Genomic DNA, 22,402 nt, shown 5'->3' on the forward strand with positions numbered 1-22,402 from the left:
GGCCGAAAGGAGATTTTCCGAATGAAAACGGTGACGATCGGAAATACAATGATCTCCGTCTTAACAGGTGATATTACTGCTTGGAAGGGCGACATTATTGTAAATGCAGCAAATTCCGGCCTTCTGGGCGGTAATGGTGTAGATGGTGCTATCCACAGAGCTGGCGGACCTGAGATTATGGAGCAGTGTAAAGAAATACGTAAGCTTCAGGGAGGATGCCCACCTGGTTACGCGGTCATAACAGGGGCTGGGAATTTAGATGTGAAGCATGTAATTCATACGGTAGGTCCGATATGGGAAGGCGGAGGACGTGGTGAGGCGCAAACCTTGGCAAATTGTTACCGCAGTAGTTTGCAGTTAGCTAATGAAGTGGGTGCACATTCCATAGCATTTCCGAATATCAGTACTGGTATTTATGGTTATCCCAAATCTCCTGCTTGTGATGTTGCTTTGAAAGCGGTAACTGATTTTCTATTAGGAGAACCAGAGGATAATCGATTGGAGAAGATCGACTTCGTATGTTTTGAAATTGATAATGCGAATTTATATGTGCGCTGGCTTGAACGTTATGATTAAGAGTCAGTAACATTGTATACGGGGGCTGTCCCAAAAAGTAGGGACAGCCCTGTTTATTTTTACTATTAACATATAATAATGTAACCTTAGAGTAGTTTATCTTTCACATACAAAGGAGATCGTCAGCATGAATCAAAAGAAAATTGCTGCAGAAAAAGCTGTTGAGTATATTCAGGATGGTATGAAAGTTGGTCTTGGCACAGGCTCCACAGCGTATTATGCAATCGTACGGATTGGGGAACGGGTGAAACAGGAGGGTCTTCGCATTCAAGCCGTTGCAACATCAAAAGCTTCAGAGAAGTTGGCCCTCGAACATGGAATAACATTGACGCCATTTGAACGATTAGATAGATTAGATCTAACAATTGATGGTGCAGATGAGCTGGATTCTCAGCTACGTCTGATTAAAGGCGGTGGTGGAGCATTGCTTCGTGAGAAGATAACAGCTTTCCACAGTGATCTGCTGCTTATCGTAGCTGATGAAGGGAAGCTTGTACCATCATTAGGAGCCTTTCCGCTCCCTGTTGAGATTATTCCATTTGCAAGTGAATGGACGCTGTCTGCCCTTGAGAAATTAGGCTGCAGGGCAGAGCTTCGGAAGGATGAATCGGGACATTTATTTATTTCCGATAATGGGAATTATATAGCGGATTGTAAATTTGGTATAATAGAATTTCCTGAACAGCTGCAGAAGCAATTAAAGGGGATTCCGGGTGTTGTTGAGCAAGGTTTATTTATAGAAATGGCAGATAAGGCTTTTATTGGACGTGATGACGGTTCTGTAGATGTCCTAGATAACAACATAAAGTAACTCGGATTAGATGATTTCGGAGGTTAAGAGAGCATGTCGAATAATCAAGAGCATGAAGAATTGTCATTATATTTGTTAGTGGTACTCTCGCGAGCTTACAATTCAGTAATGGCTCACTCGAATCGAAGTATTCAAAGTCATGGACTGAATTCAACGGAGTTCGGTGTTTTGGATGTGCTTTATCATAAAGGGCCACAGCCGCTTCAAAAAATCGGCGAGAAGGTCCTTATTTCCAGTGGGAACATTACTTATGTCGTGGACAAGCTTCAGAAGAAGAATCTGCTTGTAAGAAGAGCTTCGGCTGAGGATCGCAGGGTAATCTATGCTGAACTGACGGATGAGGGTACAGAGTTGTTTGAACGTATTTTCTCCGGGCATAAAGAGAAGATTGCGTATGCAGTGAGTGGACTGACGGATGAGGAGAAGCAGCAGGCATCGATTCTGCTTCGGAAGCTCGGGACGACCGCAGAGGATTTGTTGAAATAATTGATTTTGATTTAGAAATGAGGTTAAGATGATGATCAAAAATATTTCTTCCCGATTGGATGATATAGAGGTAAAGGAACTGCTCGCTTATTCCGTTTTCCCAGATCCAGATCGTTTGGATGAAGCTGTAGAAGCCTACCGTAAACCGAATGGTCTGGATCTATACGGGTATGAGGAAGATGAGGTACTGGTAGGGATTATTGGAGTTGACACTAATGGTGATGAATTAACGATTAAACATATCGCTGTCACGCCAGAGAATCGTGGAAAGGACTACGGTCGGGGTATGATTTTAGAACTCATGCTTCAACAAAAGCCCGCGCGTGTCATTGCAGAGACAGATGATGAATCCGTAGGTTTCTACCGCAGTATCGGATTCGAGATTTATAGCCTTGGAGAATTGTATCCTGGCGTGGAGCGTTTCCGATGTGTTTATGAAGTTGAAGAAGAGTAGAATTAATCAAGAGGGCATCCTAAAAGGTCTTATGACCAGGGATGCCCTCTTTTTCTTTCTCTGAAGTTAACCCGATTTCCGCATGTCGAACCCTCAATTGTTTAAATTTGACAAATGGGTGGTCCATGAATATAGTTTTATTATTGAATAGTTTTATTAGTGAACTAAATGGACATGGAGGATGACATGAACCTTAGTACTACGGAGAGCTGGATTAAGCGCTATATTGCAGCTGACATGATGGTCAGCAGACGTATTCATGCAGATACCCGAGATGGAATTGGTGTGGAACTGACAAGAGAACAGTATCAGGTAATGTGTTTGATCCACAGTAATGAACGATGTACATCTACTATTTTGGCAGATATTCTGTTTGTCGGTAAAAGCTCGATTACGGCCATTGTAAATCGAATGGTGACAAGGAACTGGATTGAAAGAACGCGGGATGAAGAAGATCGCAGAATCGTTTATTTAACACTGACAGATAGCGGTCGCAGAGTGTATAAAAAAGCGGAGAATCAGCTGCAGTCACTTGTGTCTTCATACTTGACTCATTTTGATGAAGGTGAAGTGGAACATTTTATTACGCTATATGAGAAGTTGGCTAGATTAATGCATGAGCATGGGGGAGATCAGGAGAATGAGAACAATACTTAAGGCCAGATGGGCGATTATCGTATTATGGCTTGCGGCGGCAGTCATACTCATGTTTACCGCACCTTCAATGACTGAGCTGGTCCGGGAAAAGGGACAATTATCCGTTCCAGATGGATACTCCTCAACTCACGCTTCTGAACTGTTGAAGGAAATGAACGCAGCTAAGGACGGAGAGAATCTGGTTCAATCGGCTATGGTATTTTACAATGCTGATGGCTTGGGGGAAGAAGGAAAGGATAAGGTCAATAAAGCGGTGTCCGACTTGAAGGCTGAGCAGGATGCATTAGGCATTGATATGATAATGAATCCCTTTGATGAACCTTCACTGGAAGACAAGATGATATCGAAGGACGGCAAGACAATTATGATTGCCATATCGGCTGATATGGAGAAAATGCCAGTTAAAGAAATGAGAACGAAAGTTCATGAGACGTTAGGCGATGTCGGTGTAGAGTATTATTTGACAGGTAACGATTTAATTAATGAGGATACAATTCAGGGGTCGGAGGATGGACTTAAAAAGACGGAATACATAACGATTGTGTTTATTCTCGTTATTCTATTTGCTGTATTTCGTTCGATTGTCGCTCCATTTATTCCTTTATTGACGGTAGGGATCAGTTACCTTGTTTCTCAGTCTGTCGTAGCCTTTTTGGTGGATACAGTTGATTTTCCACTATCGACTTTTACCCAAATCTTTATGGTTGCGGTCATGTTCGGAATTGGCACAGACTACTGTATTCTGTTAATCAGCAGATATAAGGAAGAATTGATGCGTCAGGAAAATACTGCTTCGGCGATCGTAGAGACGTATCGAACCGCAGGTAAAACGGTGTTTTATTCGGGTCTTGCTGTTTTTATCGGGTTCTTGTCGATTGGGTTATCCCAGTTTATTTTGTATCGCTCTGCGGTAGCGGTGGCGGTTGGTATTGCTGTTATGTTAGTAGCGTTGTTTACGGTTGTGCCTTTCTTTATGATGGTACTTGGGAACAAGCTATTCTGGCCTTCTAAAGGTTCTTTGGAGCATAAAGAGAGCAAAGTATGGGGGCTCGCAGGTAAGTTCTCACTTAAACGTCCATGGGCTGCGTTATTTATTATCGCCGTGATTTGTATACCGTTCCTGGCTTCTTATAACGGGCAGTTATCGTTTAACAGCATGGAAGAAATAAGTGAGGAATATGAATCGGTAAAAGCTTTTAATCTGATTGAGGCAGGCTTTGGAGCGGGTCAATCCATGCCGGCAACAGTTGTTCTTAAGAATGATGACCGAATGGATACCGGTGAATATATGGCTCTGACCGAAAGAATATCTCGTGAAATCCTGAAGGTAGAGGGTGTTGATTCGGTACGAAGTCTATCACGTCCTGCTGGGGATGAGATTAAAGAGTTCCGGGTTTCAGAGCAAGTCGGGACTTTGAATGAAGGTCTGGGTCAGACAACAGAGGGATTATCTCAAATTGAAAAAGGATTGTATGAAGCTAGTCGTCAATTGAGTCAAAATGAACCTAAGTTGCTGGAAGCAGCAGAGGGTGGTGGCAAGCTGACTCAGGGAACGGAAGAACTCAAGCAAGGTATTGGGCAGCTGGGTGATGCCCTTCAGCAAATCCAGATTGGCATACAGAGTGGATCTTCAGGTGCGGGCGAGCTAAAGAGTGGACTGCAAACTGCTAAGAAAAGCGCGCAGCAGCTTGCTGCAGCTAATCAGGAATTGTTGAAAGGTTACAGTCAGGCTGCTGAGGGTCTTGGAACTTTAAGCACTGCAATGAACTCGATTCAAGATCAGCTTAATGGTGTTGCCAAGGCCTTAGGTGGATTGGAAGCTTCCTTTAAACGTTTGGAAGCATCAACGCCCGAACTGCTTCAGGATGCGGATTATCTGACGATTCGGGCTACGGTCACAGAAGCCAGTAAGGGCACTTCACAGCTTGCTTCTGGTCTGACTCAAATGCAGAAGCAGACGAACCAAGCAGCAGAGGGCTTGAAAAAGGCCAACGAAGGTTTGGCTGCTGCTACAGCTGGTCAACAGGCACTTGGTAAGGGATTCGACCAATTGATTTCAGGTATGGATGAATTGCAGAAAGGACTAGAGCAAGCAGCATCAGGTCAAGGTCAAGTGGTCGAGAAAGTTCCTTCAATTCAATCGGGATTGGAGCAGCTTCAAGGAGGACAGAAACAAATCCTAGAAGGGTTTGGTCAGTTGTCAGGCCAACTTGGCAAATTGACAGATGGACTTGATCAAAGTGCAGAAGGACTTGCGCAGATCAGTGGGGGGCTGTCTACAGCTCAAGATTATCTTGCACAGATTGAAACAGCGCCTGATCAAGAACTAAGTGGTTTCTTTATTCCGCAGGAAGCGCTCGGTAATCAAGATATGCAGCGTGCCTATGATATTTACTTGTCACCGGATCGGAAGATCATGACAATGGATGTTGTCTTTGACGGAAATCCATATGCTGCGGATACGCTAGATCGAATAAAGGACTTAGAAGAGGCAGTAACTCGGGCGGTGAAGGGTACAAAGCTTGAAAACGCCGATCAGGCGATCAGCGGTGTAACGAGCACTTATGCGGATTTGAAGAAGATCTCGGATGAAGATTATAACCGTACTGTAATTTTGATGTTAACTGGAATTTTATTAATTTTAATCGTTTTGCTTCGTTCCATTATTATGCCGCTCTATCTGTTGTTCTCTCTGGTTTTAACGTATTATGTATCACTCGGAATCACAGAATTTGTATTTGTGGATTTGCTCGGATATTCCGGTGTTAGTTGGGCAACCCCATTCTTTGGATTTGTAATGCTTACGGCTCTAGGCGTAGATTACAGCATATTTCTAATGGATCGGTTTAACGAGAACAAAACAGCGAATGTGCAAGATGCAATACTATTTGCCATGCGCAATATGGGCACGGTGATTTTGTCCGCAGTTCTCATATTGGGCGGTACTTTCGCAGCGATGTATCCGTCAGGTGTCTTGTCCATGATGCAGATTGCGACGGTTGTATTGACTGGCCTTGTGCTTTATGCGCTGCTGTTCCTACCATTTTTCGTACCGGTGATGGTTAAGTTATTCGGAAGCGCGAACTGGTGGCCATTTAATATGGCTAATAAACGCGGTGCTGAATATCAACAAGATGTAAATTTATAGATATCTTTTCTTCGCCTCCTTTGCTCGGTTTTCCGCTGTACGTGCGACTATTTTCAGTTTCGTATATTCGACAGCTAACATATAATATCTAACCGAGCAGAGGTGGAGGTGAATGAAGTGGTGTACCATTACACCGCTGTCGGCGACTCTCTGACCTTCGGGATCGGTGCGTTGCCCGGGAGCGGCTTTGTTTCTTTATATAGGCGAATGGCCGAGGCGCACTTACAGCAATTTGTTGCTTATGAGAACTTGGGAATAAACGGATTAACTTCGGATGAGCTATATGAACGAGTTGTGAAAGATTCACGGTTCCGGGGGCATCTGAAAGATGCGAGTCTGATTACGATCACAGTCGGAGGAAATGATCTCATACGCGCTGTTAAAACAGGGGGGAATCGTCCTGATCGAGATCGTTTGGATAAAGCTCTGATCCGATGTCAGCATAATATTTCGGGTTGCCTCGCAGCTATTCATAAGCTGAAAAAGGGTGGCGAACAGCCCTATATCATAAGAGCGGTAGGCTTGTATAATCCTTATCCTTCTTGGGATGAAGCAGCGGAATATGTAACACGTTTTAATAAATATTTATTCGGACTGAGCAATGGGAGTTACTTTCGCGTAGCGGATATATACTCTCGGTTTGCTGGTAGAGAAAAGGAGATGTTATCTCTTGATGGCATTCACCCAAGTACCAAAGGACATCGAGTCATTGCAGAGAAGCTTAACCAGCTTGGGTATTATCCTTTAAAGTAAACGAGCACTTGATACAGAGACAAAAGACCGGCACTCCAGAAAGGAGGCCGGTCTTTTTAATATTTAGGGAATTGTAACGTACCTAGGTTTAAAACGCATCCTTGATTAAACTGCGAACAGCCCATTTACGCTCTTGACGCTTTTTGTATTTAGGTAGAGATTTATACACCGCTATGGATTCCTTGAAGGCCTCTTTCGCCTCTTCGGTTCTTCCTAGATCCTTGTACATTGAGCCTAGCAGGTAAAATGCTTCACTTGAAGAGGAGTGGATCGAGTGAAACTGTTCAACATAGCGAATTGCTTTTTCGCGATCGCTTGTTTTGAAAGCTGCTGCTAAACGCAGGTGTGGACGACCGTATTTTACCCTCGGATTAATTTGAAGAGCTTGTAAGATTGCCTGCTCCCCCTGGGTTATATTCCCTGTGTTTAATAAACAAGTTCCTAGGTCATCCCAGTATTCAGCAGAATCCTCTGAGTTTGCTCGAATCGATTCGAGGATGTTTAATGCCTCATTATATTTACGGCGTTCGATAAGTAGTCTGGCAAGTTCATGCCGAGAGGATACATCACTTGGACTGTTTGCAATCTGTGTACGAAGCTTTGAAATATGACGAAGCCGTTTGAAAGGCCGTGTAATGCTTGGGAATAGACCTATGAAACGGCGGTCCAGTAAATATACAATCAGTAGTATGACGAATATGGCAATGAATGGATTGCCTAAGATGTTCCATAATAAAATGAAAATAAAAAATTTACCCATGTTTATCCTCCATTATCATTTAATACAGGTTGGAATTCATTAATTATAGCACAAGAAAAATTGTGGAAAATGAGAATTGAAAAGAAGTATGTTAACTTAAAGGAAGACATTTATTAGGGGGCACAACATATGAATGAACGTTTTTTGAGACAGATGGATTTTATTCGCGAAGTTGATAAGCTAAAGCATATCGTTAGAAGATCATACTTAACAGATGGAAGCAGGCGCGAGAACGATGCAGAGCACACATGGCATATTGCACTGATGGCATCCGTGCTTGAGGAGCATATTTCTGGAGAAAGACCCGATCTGCTACGTGTGCTGCGAATGCTATTGATCCATGATCTCGTAGAGATTGATGCTGGTGATACATTTGCATACGATGTTCAAGGGATTGTAGGGAAATTTGATCGTGAAAAAGAAGCGGCGGAGCGGATCTTTGCAATTTTGCCGGAAGATCAGGGTAAGGAAATGATGGAGCTATGGCTTGAATTTGAGGAGGGTACTACGACCGAAGCGAAATTCGCTATTTCGATGGACCGTCTTCAGCCTCTATTGCACAATTATGCAACGGGAGGGAAAGCATGGCTTGAACACGGTGTGACCTCGTCACAAGTGTTGGCCAGGATTGACTCGATTTCTGTTTCTGTTCCAGAAGTTGCCGAGTGGGCAAGAGAATTGATTCTCGATGCTGTGCGCTTAGGATATCTGCTTCCCTAGGTGCAGGGCTTTGAATCCTAGAGCTTACTGAAGGATACATATTGAAAAAAAGCTTGATCTAACCGATATATATCGGTAGAGGTGATGTCAATGGCTAAGAAAGGGCAGATATTTCATTATTATAGCCTGGAGACCAAGAAGAAGGCAGTTGCCATGCGGTTGGAGGGAATGACAAAAAAAGAAGTTGCAGCAGCTCTGGAAATATCTGATATCGGACGATTAAAAGTTTGGATGAGAAAGTATAGAGAACAGGGTGAAGAGGGATTAGTTGACCGGCGTAGAAGGTCAGCACCGTCCGATGAAGAGAGTCATACAGACGCGGCAGGTAACACTCAAATAAAGGGATAATAGATCAATAAGCGTGCAGGAGAGCGAACTCTGGCACGCTTTTTTTAATGAGCTGGTTCAAGGATCGAAGGGGAGCTTTATCCAAGTTCTGATAGGCGAATGACTCAATCCTCAGGACAAAAGGCGATTGCCTAGTTCGTTTTCAGCGCTTAGGCATAACATGTGTTATATATTCGACAAGGAGGGATTAATGTGAGCGGAGGCTATGGTGGATACGGTGGTTATGGAATGGGTTCTTCGGTAGGCGCGATCCTGGTATTGTTCATATTGTTGGTTATCATAACAAGCACATTCATCTAATCCTGTGATCCTTAAAGATATTGCTAACCGTATTATTGAACAATAGATAATCACTGTGGGGGTGTCCCGTTAGGTCGATCAATTGGCCTTGGGATACCCTTGCTGTGATCTTTTTACAGCAAAAAAATTCGGGCGCCCTTTGCAGAGCGCCCTCATGGGAGAGGAGAAACCGGACGAAGAGCTTATGGGGAAACGTAAGTCTTCTCCGCGGTTGTCTACGACATACATTGATGTCGATAGTTCAAGGATGCCCGCTAGAAGCTGAATTATACCTGTTCTCTGAAAAAACATGGATGAGGTATGAATCATTTTTCATATACGGTGTGATTGTGTTACGATAACCTCATAAAATGCTGTCCATTTAGAAGCACTGTCGTTTTTTGAGAAGAACAATACAGTGGTACTTGGCTTCGGCATTTCATATTCAGACATAGAACGGGTGATAGTTGTAGTGAGAGTAGTAGCGGGAAGTGCCAAGGGCCGGCCACTAAAAAGCGTGCCTGGAATGGGCACCCGTCCGACGACGGATAAAGTGAAAGAAGCAATTTTCAGTATGATTGGTCCATATTTTGATGGAGGAGCTGTCCTGGATTTGTTCGCCGGAACCGGAGGACTAGGAATTGAGGCGCTAAGCCGAGGAATGGAACGGGCCGTATTTATTGATATGGAATCGAAAAGCATCGAGACCGTCAAGACGAATCTGAAATCGACGGGCTTTGAGTCCAATGCTGAAATATATCGTAATGACGCGGGAAGAGCGATAAAAGCGCTGGAAAAGAGGAAGTCTATCTTTGACCTCGTGTTTTTGGATCCCCCTTACCGTATGAAAAATGGTGACGCGCTAATGACGGAGATGGCAACGCGGGGGCTGCTAAATGCAGGAGCCTTATTAGTGCTGGAATATGAGTCCAGCTACTCATATCCGGAAGAAATTAGTGGCTTTGATCATTTGCGTACAGCCAAATACGGTGAGACTGCCGTATCCATATATGAGTATAATCCAGCGGAAGAAAAGTCGGACGAGCCCGGCGAGGAGGACATCATCAATGAGAAATGAACAGAAAAGTACATATCGCGTAGCCGTATATCCTGGCAGCTTCGACCCGGTAACGATGGGTCATATGGACATTATCACAAGGGCTGCTAAACAGTTTGACCTGTTGATCGTAGCTGTTCTTAATAACCTGAGTAAGAACCCTCTCTTTACATTAGAAGAGCGAAAAGACCTGCTTAGAAAAGTTACGTCGCATTTACCTAATGTAGAAGTGGACGGATTCCGGGATTTATTGGCTAACTACGTTCGTCAAAAAAACGCACAAGTGATTGTGCGCGGTATCCGGTCTGTTACTGATTTTGAATATGAGCTGACAATGGCTTCGACGAATCATAAACTGAACCCAGATGCGGAAACGATATTCATGATGACGAACCCCAAATATTCCTATCTTAGCTCCAGCCTTGTAAAAGAGATCGCGCATTTTAATGGCGACACCACAGATTTAGTTAGTCCAGAGGTTGATGCCGCTCTTCGCAAAAAGTTCAACGCCGGTCAATAATCCGGGAGATCATCGTAAATATTCCAATTAGAACGATGCATGTAACGATCTGCCATTGGATTAGGGTGTGGAAACCACTCCACAGATTGAAATGTTGTTCATTTCGCAATGTCTCCTGAGGAACGGCGCCGAAGGCAGGAAGCACAGATGTAGTGATATCATTGACTGGCTTCCAGAAAATAAGTGTAAGACAGCAAGCATAAACTGTATGAACAAGACGTTTTAATGCGAACATGGACCATTTTGTGCTTATGCTTGATTTTAATCCTGACAAGCTTTGAAGATGGGCGCTTATGCCGCTCCAGGCCAGCATGCCTGAGAGAATTGCTAACTGAATTGTAGACGAAGGGAATGCGCCTTCGCTGATGGCTAGAGCGCCAAGATGAAATTCCAGTAAGCCCGCTGCAAGGAATGAGGGAACGCCTGATAATAGATGTTGTGATAACAGGGTCACGATGACAGCAAAGATTATAATATAACCACCGGTCATCATAAGCGTTTGAACTGAGCGGGTAACCGATTCACCGAGCAACTTGCCAAAGCTTCGGCCATCGCGTGTTCGAGCTTCTGTAGTAGCTTTAATCGCCTGAAGCAGCAGTGACTCTTTTTTATTCTGTTCTTTTGTTGTTCTAGAACGACTGAGATTTTCACTGCCAGGTTGCTCAGGCTTCGCATTTGGACGTCTTAGGGAGTAAGTCCACGCTGCAAGAATGCCTGAGATCCAATGGATGGCGAGTAGGAAATATCCTGTTGCAGGTTGATGGAGCAGTCCGGTTCCGATGACGATCAGGATGGTCATTGGGTTGCAGAAATGAGACATGGCTGCAAGTCTACCGGCTTCTGTGGGAGTTAGATCACCTTGTTTTACCATCTCGGAGGACACCTGAGCTCCTGCAGGAAAACCTGCTAACATCCCCGTAATTAGCACGGAACCTCCTTTACCGGGCAGTTTGAATATTCTTCGCATTATCGGTTCCAGCAGAACGCCAACACCATGAGACCAGCCGTAGGCGTTAATAATCTCAACCAGCACAAGAAAAGGGAGAAGAGCCGGGAAGACGATATTCCACCAAAGCTTCATCGCCTGAAGTGAGGCTTGAAGAGCTGATTCAGGTGAACTGACGACAGCTGCTACTATTAGAAGAGAAGCAGCTCCTAGAAGAATGGTGAACCAGGGGCTGGAAGAACGTTTGATGGTATTACCTATATTCATAAGGATTCTCCTCTCCGCGTAAACATGGCTAGTACCACTTTATGCAGAGGAGACAACTGTCAGACCAGGTGGCATTACAGTAATGGCAAGAGACATTCCAGAGGGAAGGGAAAATCATGAGAAGATCCGTTAAACCAAGTGGATTACGAGTACTTTTATATCTTTTGCTTATTGGAATATTGTTATATGTAGTGGTATACATGCCTACTCCATACATGATATATCAGCCAGGTAGTGCCGAGGAAGTGAAGCCCATGATATCTGTGGAAAAAGGTGACCCTGCAGAAGAAGGGACATTTATGTTAACAACGGTGTCAGCTAGTTATGCCAATATGGCACTATTGGTGATGTCAGCATTTAATTCAAATGCTGAAGTGGTACAGAAAGAGGAGAAGCTTGGGGACCAAAGTAAAGAGGAGTATGCGGCTACTCAGGTTTATTACATGAATTCCTCGCAGTCTTCGGCAATGGAGGCAGCGTATACTGCAGCTGATGTTGATTATCGTATAATCCCGGCATATATGTTCATTATGTCTGTACCAAAGGATTCGGCGAATAAAGAGTCTTTCCATCCTGGGGATAAGTTGTTGTCTGTAGATGGGGAGCCCGTTTCGGATCATGCTAAGCTGACAGAATTTATTGCTTCTAAGGAAGTCGGAGATATTGTGGAAGTCAAGTTGGAGCGAGGAGGTAATCCTGTTACAGTGAAGGTGCCGTTGGTTCCAATAAAGGATGATAAAACCGAATCTGAAAGGCCTGGCTTAGGCGTGATAATCGCTACGATGCAGAAGGTCGAACCAGATAATCCAGATGACCGTGTAACATTCGCTGATACTAAAATTGGAGGTCCTTCAGCGGGATTGATGTTTACGATGGAGATTTACAATCAGCTTACTCCAGGAGATTTAAGTAAGGGTTATCGCGTCGCTGGAACTGGGACGATCAGTAAAGAAGGTACGGTAGGTCCGATTGGCGGAGTGAAGCACAAGATCGTAGCTGCCGACAGGGAAGGGGCGGAGTTATTCTTCGTTCCGCGTAAGAATTATGATGAAGCCAAAGCGAAAGCCGATCGCATCGGCACCGAAATGAAACTAATCCCGGTAGACAAATTACAGGATGCGATCGACTATATGAATGGTCTAACTCCTAAAGGCTGACGGGGGGCATAAGGTAGTCACTAAACATAGCAGCCACGGCAGGATTCGGGCATGCGCTGGCGTAGATGGCTGCTGCTTTAAGATCTTTTGTCAGGTATGGGTGTGAGTATGCGGACGGTCTCATTACAACAGGTATTGAGGCCGTCTTTTTCATTTGTTTAAGCAATATTCTGCCCTTATCACTGAATCCGAGTACACGGATATAGCCTGGGCCCTGAGAGAGCATGGTACGGTTCATTTCAGTTTTCTTATGGTTTAGCAAAATATGGAGCAGCATGCGTTGAAGCTTGGTCCGAGTATATCGTTTGGTCTTTAGCGCGCTGAGCAAAGCTTCAACGGTAGGCTTGTCTAACTGGGGTAGAAGTCGCAAGATCCGGTGTTCAAGTCCTTCAGTGACCTCATGAAATGATTCCAGCTCAGTCTTATCATGAGATAGAAGCGTGTGAAACAATGGCTGCCGAAATTTTTCCCAGTCCATGGGTCCAAGCCCTTCCGCGAATTCTCTATGAAGAATATCCAACGTGTATTTAGGGATAAACGAAGAGACTGAGTCTAACCCGTTTTCAAAAATGAGCTTGCGAATAGAAGTCGCACTGGCAATGAACTCATTAGATGGTACTTCATCGTGATAGTTCGCACTCTCTCTTGGAATTGTATAAGGAACGATATTGCTCTGAAGTCGTCTAAGCGCGATTAGGTAATGAAGGCCCAGTGAGTTATTGGGCTGAGATAAGAGCTGTGCTAATTGGTGTGTAGATGCTTCAGAGGCACCTGTTATAGCAGCTGCTGCGGTGGCATAAGCAGTGGGGAAATTACTCCCGGAAGACATTTGCCTTGAAATTTCATCCTGTAGTTCTCCACTTTCTACTGCTAGGCTTTCAGCAAGCGGAATGATATCCTGCAGCGATCCAGTCTCGGAGCCAAAGGAAAGACAGTCTACAATACCTGTTCCATGCAGAAGGGATACTGCCCCGTATGCAAACCATTCTGCCGGTTGAACAGCGTAGACTGCTGGGAGCTCGATCACGAGGTCGACCCCCATGTGCAGGGCCATTTCTGTTCGAGCGCGTTTACTAACCAATGCTGGCTCTCCGCGCTGCAGGAATGGGCCACTCATGACAGCTACAACGGCTTCAGCGTTTGTTATTTCTTTGGATCGTGTATAATGAAGCACATGGCCGTTATGCAGGGGATTATATTCCACGATGATTCCGACTGTTTTCACAAAACCAACTCCTTGTTAAAAATATATCATAATTCGGTGCCTGTTCTGCAAGAATAATTGAAGTGGAGCTCGATTAGGGTGCTATACTATAACAAGTCCAGCTTAGAAAATTGAAGGATATGCTGTTGACAAAAGACTTTGCAAATCGGTATAATAATCTTTGTTTGCTTGGAGTGATGGATATGATTATTCAATTTCGAAAATTGACAACCAGCGATCAACCGTTACAGTTCCATCAAACCGTGGATGTTAGTCAAGCAGTAAAAGGTCGGAAGGAAATTGTCTCTGTAAGTCCGCTTGAAGTGGATTTAACGGTGACACCATCCGTCACTGGCTCGGTAGATGTTCATGGTCGGTTAAAAGGTCAACTTGAGATTACATGCTCACGTTGTCTTAAGCCGGTTACTGAACTACTGGACATCCCTTTTCATGAAGTATTCCAGCCGGTAGAGGATCCTGACAATGTTCAGGATGAAAGTGATGAAATTACATACGTAAAGGGCGAGAGTGTGGATCTTGCTGAGTATGTAGAAGAAGCATTTGTACTCTATTTACCGCTGGCCCCGGTTTGCAGTGAGGATTGTAAAGGACTTTGCCCAAACTGTGGTAAAGACCTCAACGAAGGCTCCTGCAATTGCGACACGGAAGTGATTGACCCGAGGTTAGCTGGGCTGAAGGACTTTTTTAAATGATGATGGAAGACATTCCCGTGAAAACGGGTTAACTGATAAGGAGGTGGGAACATGGCAGTACCTCAACGTAGAACGTCCAAAACACGTCGTGACAAGCGTCGTACTCACTTTAAATTGGCTGTGCCAGGCATGGTGAAATGCGAACAGTGCGGAGAATTGAAACTTGCTCACCGCGTATGCAAAGTGTGCGGAACGTACAAAGCAAGAGAGATTATCAAGCAATAGTTTTTAATAAGTAGTACTTCATCTTTGGTGAGGTGCTATTTTTTTTGTTTCCATCTATTGATAAAGGCGGATATGAATCGCTCAATAGTACGACATATTGATTGATAAGTATGATTTTATTCAATATATTGGTTGGCTGAAAGTTAGTCATTTGATTTTGAAGAATGCTAGGCTGAAATCCTCTTTCTTTTTGCAGTCACATGATTTATACTACAGGTTAGTACCTGGTTCTAATATTAGGTTTAAACTTTACATAAATTAATAGAATCGCGCCATTTAAGGCAGAAGGAGTTGCGCTGTCATCGAACGTCTATCAAAAAAAGACCGGCACCAGCGGCTGATCCAACTGATTGATGATAACCCTTTTGTCACGGACCGAGAGTTGACTCGGCAACTCAAAGTGAGCATACAGACTATTCGCCTTGATCGGATGGAACTAGGAATCCCCGAACTGCGTGAACGGATGAAACAAATGGCGGAGCATTCGTACGATCAGGTCCGTTCATTGTCACTGGATGAAGTGGTCGGTGATGTAGTCGATTTACAACTGGACAAGAGTGGTATATCGATTTTTGAGATTCGGGATGAGCATGTGTTTAGCAAGACGTTGATTGCGAGAGGACATTATGTTTTTGCCCAGGCAAACTCTTTGGCTGTTGCAGTTATTAATGATGAAATTGCTCTGACTTCCTCAGCGGATATCCGATTTCTGAGGCAGGTTCGTCTCGGAGAGAAGTGTATTGCAAAAGCATATGTGCGTTCAAATGCAGGTCAAAAGGGCAAAGCTAAAGTTGAAGTATTCACTTATGTTGGTGACGAAATGGTGTTTCAAGGAAACTTTGTCGTATACCGATCTACAGGAGAGTAACCGAGCTGGAGTTAAGGAGGATTCAACATGAGAATTGCTATAGACGCCATGGGTGGGGACAACGCTCCTAAGAGCAATATAGAGGGAGCGATAGCTGCGGCCCAGGAGTGGAAAGACACAGAGATCATTCTTGTCGGTGACAAAGCACAGATCGAGCCGCTTCTCAAGGAATCGCCCTCTAATCTGATTGTGCGCCACGCGAGTGAGATCATTGAAGCTGAGGATGAACCTGTAAAAGCAGTGCGCCGCAAAAAGGACGCTTCGATGGTCGTAGCGGGGAAAATGATCCGTGAGGGTGAAGCGGACGCGATGATATCGGCTGGCAACACAGGTGCATTGATGACTACAGGGCTACTGGTAGTTGGCAGGATGCAAGGTATTGAACGCCCTGCGCTTGCCCCAATGATTCCTACACTGGACGGTAAAGGCATGCTTGCGCTCGATTTGGGCGCAAATATGGACTCCAAGCCAGAGCATCTTCAGCAGTTTGCACTGATGGGAAGCCTGTACCGTGAGAAGGTTCACGGCATCGCTAAGCCTCGAGTAGGTCTGCTGAATGTCGGAACTGAGCCTGGTAAGGGAAATGAATTAACAAAACATGCGTATCCTCTGCTAGAACAGTTGCCAATTCACTTTGTTGGCAATGTGGAGGCACGTGATGTTATGAACGGCGTATGTGATGTTCTGGTATGCGACGGCTTCGCCGGGAATATCTTGTTGAAGTCGATCGAAGGAACAGCTGGGGCGCTATTTTCACTGCTGAAAGAACAGTTTGGGCAATCTTTGAAGACGAAACTGGCAGCGGCAATGATGATGCCACAGTTAAGAAATTTGAAATCTGTTATGGATTACAAAGAACATGGAGGGGCACCTCTCCTTGGATTGAGCGGTTTGGTGCTCAAGAGCCATGGATCATCTGACGGCAATGCGATCAAAAATGCGGTTCGTCAAGCTCGAATCGCTATGCAAAATCAGTTGGTTGAAAGCATATCAAGTGAAATCAGTGGGAAATGAGTGAGGACATGAACAATAATTTGCGACCGGTTGGAATAATCGGGACAGGTAAATATGTCCCTGAGAAAATTTTGACAAACAGCGATTTGGAGAAAATAGTAGAAACAAGCGATGAATGGATTGTATCCCGTACAGGCATCAAGGAACGACATATTGCTTCAGCGGAACAAGCGACATCGGATCTGGCCTACGAAGCTGCCATAAAAGCACTGGATTCTGCCGGCATGTCGGCGATGGATCTGGATCTTATTATTGTGGCTACTATAACGCCAGACATGTCCTTTCCTTCCACGGCTTGTCTATTGCAAGATCGTCTCGGTGCGAAGAAGGCAGCGGCTTTTGATTTGTCAGCAGCATGCTCTGGATTTGTCTACGGGTTAGCAACAGCAACCAATTTCTTGCAGACAGGAATGTATAACAATGCGCTCGTAATCGGTGCAGACTGCCTGTCAAGAATTACGGATTATTCGGATCGAAATACATGCGTCTTGTTCGGGGACGGTGCAGGCGCGGTGGTGCTTGGGGAAGTGCCAGAAGGAAGAGGGTTCCAAGCCTTTGACCTTGGAGCAGAAGGCGCTGGTGGCGCTCATTTGTATCTCGAAGCGGGTGGATCGCGTTTGCCGGCCTCTAACGAAACGCTGGAAGCGAAGAAGCACTTTATCTATATGAATGGACGCGAAGTGTTTAAATTTGCGGTTCGAGTTATGAGCTCTGCGACGGAAACGGTATTATCCAAAGCAGGTATTACGAAAGAAGATATTGATATCTTTATCCCTCATCAGGCGAACGTCCGTATTATTCAATCAGCAATGGAACGTTTAAATCTTCCAGCTGAGAGAGTTGTTGTCAATGTTGATAAGTACGCTAATACATCGGCAGCTTCTGTTCCATTAGCTCTGGTCGAGGCAGTGGAAGATGGTCGTGTTAAAGAAGGCGATACCGTTGTTATGGTTGGATTTGGCGGCGGTTTGACATGGGGCGCATCTGTTCTCAAATGGTAATGGATTTGAAATCTAGCTGAGAGGAACGATATATTTGGGTAAGATAGCATTTATATTTCCAGGGCAGGGTGCCCAATCCGTAGGAATGGCCAAAGATGTTTTTGATGGAATTCCTGCTTCAAGGCAGGTGATAGAATCCGCTGATAAAGCACTTGGATTTTCTCTGAGTTCAATTATATTCGATGGTCCTGATCAGGAACTGAAACAAACGTATAACACACAACCAGCACTTCTTGCTGCCAGTGTGGCTTATTTAGAGGCTTTTCGTGAGAAAGGCATCACCCCTGATTATGTAGCTGGACACAGTCTTGGTGAGTATAGTGCACTTGTAGCTTCAGGTGTACTAACGCTTGAGGAAGCTGTGGGGATTGTACGAGCACGTGGTGAGTATATGGAACAAGCTGTTCCTGGTGGTCAAGGAGCTATGGCTGCTGTGCTAGGAGCAGACCGTGAAGCTCTGAATAATTTGTGTCTCAGTGTGTCTGAAGAAGGTAATCCTGTTGAGCTTGCGAACATCAACTGTCCCGGACAAATTGTTATCTCGGGTTCAGCAGAAGGTGTTGCAGCGGTCTCCGGACGCGTGAAGGAAATAGGCGGAAAACGGGCTATCCCACTGGAAGTTAGTGGTCCATTTCACTCCTCTCTGATGAGAGAGGCAGCTGACCGTCTTGCGACTAAGCTTGCGAATGCAACATTATCAGCGCCGGCTGTGCCTGTAGTCGCTAACGTTACTGCTCTTCCAGTCAGTGATCCTGAAGAGATCCGTTCATTGCTGGTGGAGCAAGTGTATTCTCCGGTATTGTGGCACGATAGTGTAGAGTGGATGATCAGCCAAGGGGTTGATACCTTTGTGGAGATTGGACCAGGAAGTGTGTTAACCGGATTAATTAAAAAAATTGATAAAAGCGTGAAGCTGATTAATATCAATAGTATAACTAGTATTAATGAGTTGGAAACACTCTGATTTCTGGACATAAGATAATGTAGCAGAAGCTGCTTTATAGCTTTTAAACGATCATGAGAGTTGAAAGCAGCATTTTTAGGGTAGACTCGGGGAAAGGAGGTACATTCATGATTGAAGCATTAAAAGGGCAGGCAGCACTCGTTACAGGTGCGTCCCGCGGTATTGGGCGCAGTATTGCGCTTGCATTAGCCGACATGGGGGCAAATGTCGCAGTGAACTTTTCCGGTAATGAAAAGGCTGCAGAAGAAGTTGTATCCGAAATTCGCGCCAAGGGTGTAGAAGCTATTGCGTTAAAAGCCAACGTTGGAGTTAGCGCAGAAGCAGAAGCACTCGTTAAGCAAGTGCTTGACAAATGGGGCAGAATTGATATTTTGGTGAATAATGCTGGGATTACAAGAGATAATTTAATCATGCGGATGAAGGAAGAGGAGTTCGATCAAGTGATTGAAACGAATCTGAAGGGCGTCTTTAATTGTCTCAAAGCAGTGACTCGTCCAATGATGAAACAGCGTTATGGGCGCATCATTAATATTTCATCGGTTGTAGGAGCTCTGGGTAATCCTGGGCAAGCGAACTATGTTGCGGCAAAAGCTGGTGTGATCGGTCTGACCAAATCGGCAGCCCGTGAACTGGCTTCTCGTGGAATTACTGTGAATGCTGTTGCGCCTGGATTTATTGATACAGATATGACACGAGAGCTGCCGGAAGATATTCGTGAGAAGCTGGCGGGAGATATTCCGCTTGCACGTCTAGGAAAGCCGGAAGAAATCGCAGATGTCGTTACTTTCTTGGCCTCTTCCGCAGCGGGTTACATGACAGGGCAGACCCTCCATGTAGATGGTGGTATGTACATGTAAGAATAACGCTGTTATTATGAGTCTGCACTACAAAACGTTTTCAAGTGCCTTCTATGGCAATTTGAAATTATATCTCGTATAATTACCAAGAGGAGGTGAGCCGGATGTCCGATGTATTGGAACGCGTTAAACGCATCGTCGTCGACCGCCTGGGTGCTGACGAAGCCGACGTAACACTAGAAGCATCTTTCAAAGATGACCTTGGAGCTGATTCTCTCGATGTAGTTGAATTGGTGATGGAGTTGGAAGATGAGTTTGATATGGAGATCTCTGATGAAGATGCGGAGAAAATTACGACCGTAGGTGAAGTTGTTAAGTACATACAATCTCATACCTAAGTCATGAAGTTGAGTCCCGTTCTTGTTGTAAGGCGGGACTTCTCCACATTTCTAAAGCTGGTCATACGTCAAGATAATATTGATAGATTATTGCTGCGCCAAGCTTCCTGCGAGATTGTAGGTAAGTGAGGGCAGTCCATATAGAGGTGAGTTTGTTTGAAGCAAAGAGTAGTTGTTACTGGTATGGGGGTTATGACCTCGATAGGTAAGGACATTGATACGTTTTGGAACAGTCTGATGACTGGTAAATCTGGAGTGTCCAATGTTGAAGCTTTCGATGTCAGCGACTACCCAACACAAATTGCTGCATCCATAAAGGATTTTAATCCAGAGGATTATATGGATCGTAAGGAAGCGCGCAAGATGGACCGTTTCGTTCAATTTGCGGTAGCTGCGGGTACGAAAGCACTCGAAGACAGCGGAATCAAGATTGGTGAGAATGCTGATGCAGAACGCGTTGGTGTATCCATCGGGTCTGGTATTGGTGGTCTCGGAACATGGGAGGATCAGCATAATGTGCTGCTTGAAAAAGGTCCTAAACGTGTAAGTCCGTTTTTTATTCCAATGATGATCGCGAATATGGCTTCTGGCCAAATGTCCATCAATCTTGGAGCTAAAGGACCGAATACGACGCAGGTAACAGCTTGTGCAACCGGTAGCCACTCGATTGGTGATTCCTTCCGCTTGATTCAACGCGGAGATGCTGATGTCATGGTATGCGGTGGTGCGGAAGCTACGATTCGCCCAACAGGGATGGCTGGGTTCTGCGCGATGCGCGCGATGTCGACCCGGAATGATGAACCTGAAAAGGCGAGCCGTCCTTTTGATACTGGACGCGACGGATTCGTCATGGGTGAGGGTGCAGGTATTCTGATTTTGGAATCCTTGGAACATGCTCAAAAGCGCGGTGCGAAAATTTATGCCGAGGTTATCGGTTATGGATTAAGTGCTGATGCTCACCACATGACAGAACCTGATCCTGACGGTGCTGCACGTTGTATGAAGATGGCTATACGTGATGCAGGGATTAGTCCTGAAGATATCGACTATATCAATGCTCACGGAACATCCACACCAGTAGGTGATCGTTCGGAGACCAAGGCTGTTAAGATGGCTTTAGGCGACCATGCTTATGATGTCGCTGTAAGCTCTACTAAATCAATGACAGGCCATTTGTTAGGCGCTGCAGGCGGTGTTGAAGCAGTTATTTGCGCTTTGAGTCTGCAACACCAGACGATTGCACCGACAATCAATCTTGAGGATCAAGATCCTGAATGTGATCTTGACTATGTTCCGAATCAACCAAGAAAAGCCGAATTGAACGTTGTAATGTCCAATTCGTTTGGGTTTGGCGGCCATAACGCCACCATAATCCTGAAAAAATTCGCCGAGTAAGGGGACAGTGTGTTGAGTGGAGATCTGAAGCAGTTACAGCATAAACTTCATATCCAGTTTCGTAACGGAATGCTGCTGAAGCAGGCCTTTACCCACGCTTCATATGTCAACGAACATCGTTTTAGCCAGAGTCAGGATAACGAGCGTCTGGAATTTCTAGGTGATGCTGTACTTGAGCTTACTGTTAGTGAGTTTTTGTATAACCTATACCCGGATCGTCCAGAAGGGGAACTGACAAAACTCCGGGCCGCTATTGTATGCGAGCCCTCGCTGGTCAAATTTGCAGAACGTTTGGATTTTGGCCGTTATGTGCTCTTAGGCAAGGGAGAAGAAATGACGGGCGGACGAACCCGCCCGGCTCTTCTTGCCGACGTGTTCGAATCTTTTGTGGGAGCGCTCTATCTTGACCAAGGGTTAGAGGCAGTTCGTTCTTTTCTAAGTGACCATGTGTTTCAATCCGTCACTGTGAACGGCCGGCCTCAAATGAGCGACTATAAGACCGAGCTTCAAGAACTGACACAGCATCACGGTATGGGTACGCTGGAATATCGTATCGTTGAAGAGCGGGGACCTGCGCATGAACGTGAGTTTGTCTCTGAGGTATTTATGGGAAGCGAGTGCCTTGGGCGCGGCAGTGGCCGATCCAAGAAAGAAGCTGAGCAGCAGGCAGCGGCGCTAGCCTTGAAACAGCTGAAACGTACAAACGCCTAAGCTTCGCCGAAGTGAGGACAAACAAAGAGCAAAGATCAGTCAAGGGGACAACCGGAAACCAAGGGGTCACGACTGTTTTTTGCTCTTTTTCGTTGTCCATTTATTACAGGCGGTATCGTTTTTTGAAATGAATTAGGATATCTTCTTAGAAGTCGGATTTAACAACAGCTAGG

The 22,402-nt window shown here is 45.0% G+C and carries 26 protein-coding genes; 23 read left to right on the forward strand and 3 right to left on the reverse strand.

Translation table 11 applies throughout. From position 1 onward, the window contains the following. The first annotated feature begins 21 nt into the window (after positions 1–21). From ACFQV5_RS12500 to ACFQV5_RS12530, 7 genes are all read left to right on the forward strand, one after another. Entirely contained in the window at positions 22–576 is a 555-nt protein-coding gene (locus ACFQV5_RS12500) for an O-acetyl-ADP-ribose deacetylase (RefSeq protein ID WP_379247212.1), read from the forward strand. Between the two features lie 127 nt (positions 577–703). Next, a complete protein-coding gene (gene rpiA / locus ACFQV5_RS12505; RefSeq protein WP_379247214.1) occupies positions 704–1,387 on the forward strand; it encodes a ribose 5-phosphate isomerase A in 684 nt (227 codons plus the stop codon). A gap of 33 nt (positions 1,388–1,420) precedes the next feature. Beyond that, positions 1,421–1,873 (forward strand): MarR family winged helix-turn-helix transcriptional regulator, encoded by a 453-nt coding sequence (locus ACFQV5_RS12510; RefSeq protein ID WP_379247216.1) that lies wholly within the window; start codon positions 1,421–1,423, stop codon positions 1,871–1,873. Positions 1,874–1,901: 28 nt separating this feature from the next. Then, positions 1,902–2,327, forward strand: coding sequence for a GNAT family N-acetyltransferase (locus tag ACFQV5_RS12515; protein WP_379247218.1), 426 nt, complete (start codon positions 1,902–1,904; stop codon positions 2,325–2,327). Between the two features lie 186 nt (positions 2,328–2,513). Further along, entirely contained in the window at positions 2,514–2,984 is a 471-nt protein-coding gene (locus ACFQV5_RS12520) for a MarR family winged helix-turn-helix transcriptional regulator (protein WP_379247220.1), read from the forward strand. Then, complete coding sequence (locus tag ACFQV5_RS12525; RefSeq protein ID WP_379247222.1) at positions 2,968–6,132, forward strand: MMPL family transporter; 3,165 nt, start codon at positions 2,968–2,970, stop codon at positions 6,130–6,132. Before ACFQV5_RS12520 ends, ACFQV5_RS12525 begins: the two co-directional genes overlap by 17 nt. Positions 6,133–6,249: 117 nt before the next feature. Then, a complete protein-coding gene (locus ACFQV5_RS12530) occupies positions 6,250–6,885 on the forward strand; it encodes a GDSL-type esterase/lipase family protein (protein ID WP_379247224.1) in 636 nt (211 codons plus the stop codon). Between the two features lie 88 nt (positions 6,886–6,973). Here the strand turns inward: ACFQV5_RS12530 and ACFQV5_RS12535 are convergent, their stop codons facing one another. Continuing rightward, the gene (locus ACFQV5_RS12535) at positions 6,974–7,645 is read right to left on the reverse strand and encodes a tetratricopeptide repeat protein (RefSeq protein WP_379247226.1); all 672 of its coding nucleotides are present in this window, start codon (positions 7,643–7,645) and stop codon (positions 6,974–6,976) included. Between the two features lie 129 nt (positions 7,646–7,774). On the opposite strand from ACFQV5_RS12535, the gene ACFQV5_RS12540 reads away from it, so the two are divergent. The 5 genes from ACFQV5_RS12540 (at position 7,775) to coaD (ending at position 10,569) form a co-directional block, all read left to right on the forward strand. After that, positions 7,775–8,365: an HD domain-containing protein gene (locus ACFQV5_RS12540; RefSeq protein ID WP_379247228.1), complete on the forward strand. Its 591-nt coding sequence runs from the start codon at positions 7,775–7,777 to the stop codon at positions 8,363–8,365. A gap of 90 nt (positions 8,366–8,455) precedes the next feature. Continuing rightward, the gene (locus ACFQV5_RS12545; protein ID WP_379247230.1) at positions 8,456–8,713 is read left to right on the forward strand and encodes a helix-turn-helix domain-containing protein; all 258 of its coding nucleotides are present in this window, start codon (positions 8,456–8,458) and stop codon (positions 8,711–8,713) included. A 192-nt stretch (positions 8,714–8,905) separates the two neighbouring features. Then, positions 8,906–9,013 (forward strand): YjcZ family sporulation protein, encoded by a 108-nt coding sequence (locus ACFQV5_RS12550; protein WP_379247232.1) that lies wholly within the window; start codon positions 8,906–8,908, stop codon positions 9,011–9,013. A 451-nt stretch (positions 9,014–9,464) separates the two neighbouring features. Continuing rightward, positions 9,465–10,070, forward strand: a complete 606-nt coding sequence (rsmD, locus tag ACFQV5_RS12555; protein ID WP_379247234.1) for a 16S rRNA (guanine(966)-N(2))-methyltransferase RsmD — start codon at positions 9,465–9,467, stop codon at positions 10,068–10,070. After that, complete coding sequence (gene coaD, locus ACFQV5_RS12560) at positions 10,060–10,569, forward strand: pantetheine-phosphate adenylyltransferase (protein ID WP_379247236.1); 510 nt, start codon at positions 10,060–10,062, stop codon at positions 10,567–10,569. The genes rsmD and coaD overlap by 11 nt, the downstream gene beginning before the upstream one ends. On the opposite strand, the gene ACFQV5_RS12565 is transcribed toward coaD, so the two are convergent. After that, a complete protein-coding gene (locus ACFQV5_RS12565; protein ID WP_379247238.1) occupies positions 10,553–11,782 on the reverse strand; it encodes a nucleoside recognition domain-containing protein in 1,230 nt (409 codons plus the stop codon). The genes coaD and ACFQV5_RS12565 overlap by 17 nt on opposite strands. A 116-nt stretch (positions 11,783–11,898) precedes the next feature. On the opposite strand from ACFQV5_RS12565, the gene ACFQV5_RS12570 reads away from it, so the two are divergent. After that, on the forward strand, positions 11,899–12,939 hold the full coding sequence (locus ACFQV5_RS12570; RefSeq protein WP_379247240.1) for a SepM family pheromone-processing serine protease: 1,041 nt from the start codon (positions 11,899–11,901) through the stop codon (positions 12,937–12,939). On the opposite strand, the gene ACFQV5_RS12575 is transcribed toward ACFQV5_RS12570, so the two are convergent. Further along, positions 12,929–14,164: a nucleotidyltransferase gene (locus ACFQV5_RS12575; protein ID WP_379247242.1), complete on the reverse strand. Its 1,236-nt coding sequence runs from the start codon at positions 14,162–14,164 to the stop codon at positions 12,929–12,931. The two genes, ACFQV5_RS12570 and ACFQV5_RS12575, sit on opposite strands and share 11 nt — an antisense overlap. Before the next feature lie 182 nt (positions 14,165–14,346). Between ACFQV5_RS12575 and ACFQV5_RS12580 the strand changes: the two genes are divergently transcribed. The 10 genes from ACFQV5_RS12580 (at position 14,347) to rnc (ending at position 22,229) form a co-directional block, all read left to right on the forward strand. Further along, entirely contained in the window at positions 14,347–14,856 is a 510-nt protein-coding gene (locus ACFQV5_RS12580; RefSeq protein WP_379247244.1) for a YceD family protein, read from the forward strand. Positions 14,857–14,907: 51 nt separating this feature from the next. Further along, complete coding sequence (gene rpmF / locus ACFQV5_RS12585; RefSeq protein WP_006211382.1) at positions 14,908–15,081, forward strand: 50S ribosomal protein L32; 174 nt, start codon at positions 14,908–14,910, stop codon at positions 15,079–15,081. A gap of 301 nt (positions 15,082–15,382) precedes the next feature. Further along, positions 15,383–15,949 carry a transcription factor FapR gene (gene fapR / locus ACFQV5_RS12590; protein ID WP_379247304.1) on the forward strand — a complete coding sequence of 189 codons (567 nt, stop codon included), beginning with the start codon at positions 15,383–15,385 and terminating at the stop codon, positions 15,947–15,949. Between the two features lie 27 nt (positions 15,950–15,976). Beyond that, positions 15,977–16,963, forward strand: coding sequence for a phosphate acyltransferase PlsX (gene plsX / locus ACFQV5_RS12595; RefSeq protein WP_379247247.1), 987 nt, complete (start codon positions 15,977–15,979; stop codon positions 16,961–16,963). Then, entirely contained in the window at positions 16,960–17,964 is a 1,005-nt protein-coding gene (locus tag ACFQV5_RS12600; RefSeq protein WP_379247249.1) for a beta-ketoacyl-ACP synthase III, read from the forward strand. The genes plsX and ACFQV5_RS12600 overlap by 4 nt, the downstream gene beginning before the upstream one ends. Before the next feature lie 34 nt (positions 17,965–17,998). Continuing rightward, entirely contained in the window at positions 17,999–18,928 is a 930-nt protein-coding gene (fabD, locus tag ACFQV5_RS12605; RefSeq protein WP_379247251.1) for an ACP S-malonyltransferase, read from the forward strand. A gap of 107 nt (positions 18,929–19,035) precedes the next feature. Beyond that, positions 19,036–19,785 (forward strand): 3-oxoacyl-[acyl-carrier-protein] reductase, encoded by a 750-nt coding sequence (fabG, locus tag ACFQV5_RS12610; RefSeq protein ID WP_379247253.1) that lies wholly within the window; start codon positions 19,036–19,038, stop codon positions 19,783–19,785. A gap of 104 nt (positions 19,786–19,889) precedes the next feature. Continuing rightward, the gene (gene acpP / locus ACFQV5_RS12615) at positions 19,890–20,123 is read left to right on the forward strand and encodes an acyl carrier protein (protein WP_046677908.1); all 234 of its coding nucleotides are present in this window, start codon (positions 19,890–19,892) and stop codon (positions 20,121–20,123) included. 156 nt (positions 20,124–20,279) lie between these two features. Then, positions 20,280–21,518, forward strand: coding sequence for a beta-ketoacyl-ACP synthase II (fabF, locus tag ACFQV5_RS12620; protein ID WP_379247256.1), 1,239 nt, complete (start codon positions 20,280–20,282; stop codon positions 21,516–21,518). 12 nt (positions 21,519–21,530) lie between these two features. Continuing rightward, the gene (gene rnc, locus ACFQV5_RS12625; RefSeq protein ID WP_379247258.1) at positions 21,531–22,229 is read left to right on the forward strand and encodes a ribonuclease III; all 699 of its coding nucleotides are present in this window, start codon (positions 21,531–21,533) and stop codon (positions 22,227–22,229) included. Positions 22,230–22,402 lie beyond the last annotated feature (173 nt).

Source organism: Paenibacillus sp. GCM10028914 (assembly GCF_042666275.1).
GTDB lineage: Bacteria > Bacillota > Bacilli > Paenibacillales > Paenibacillaceae > Paenibacillus_AQ.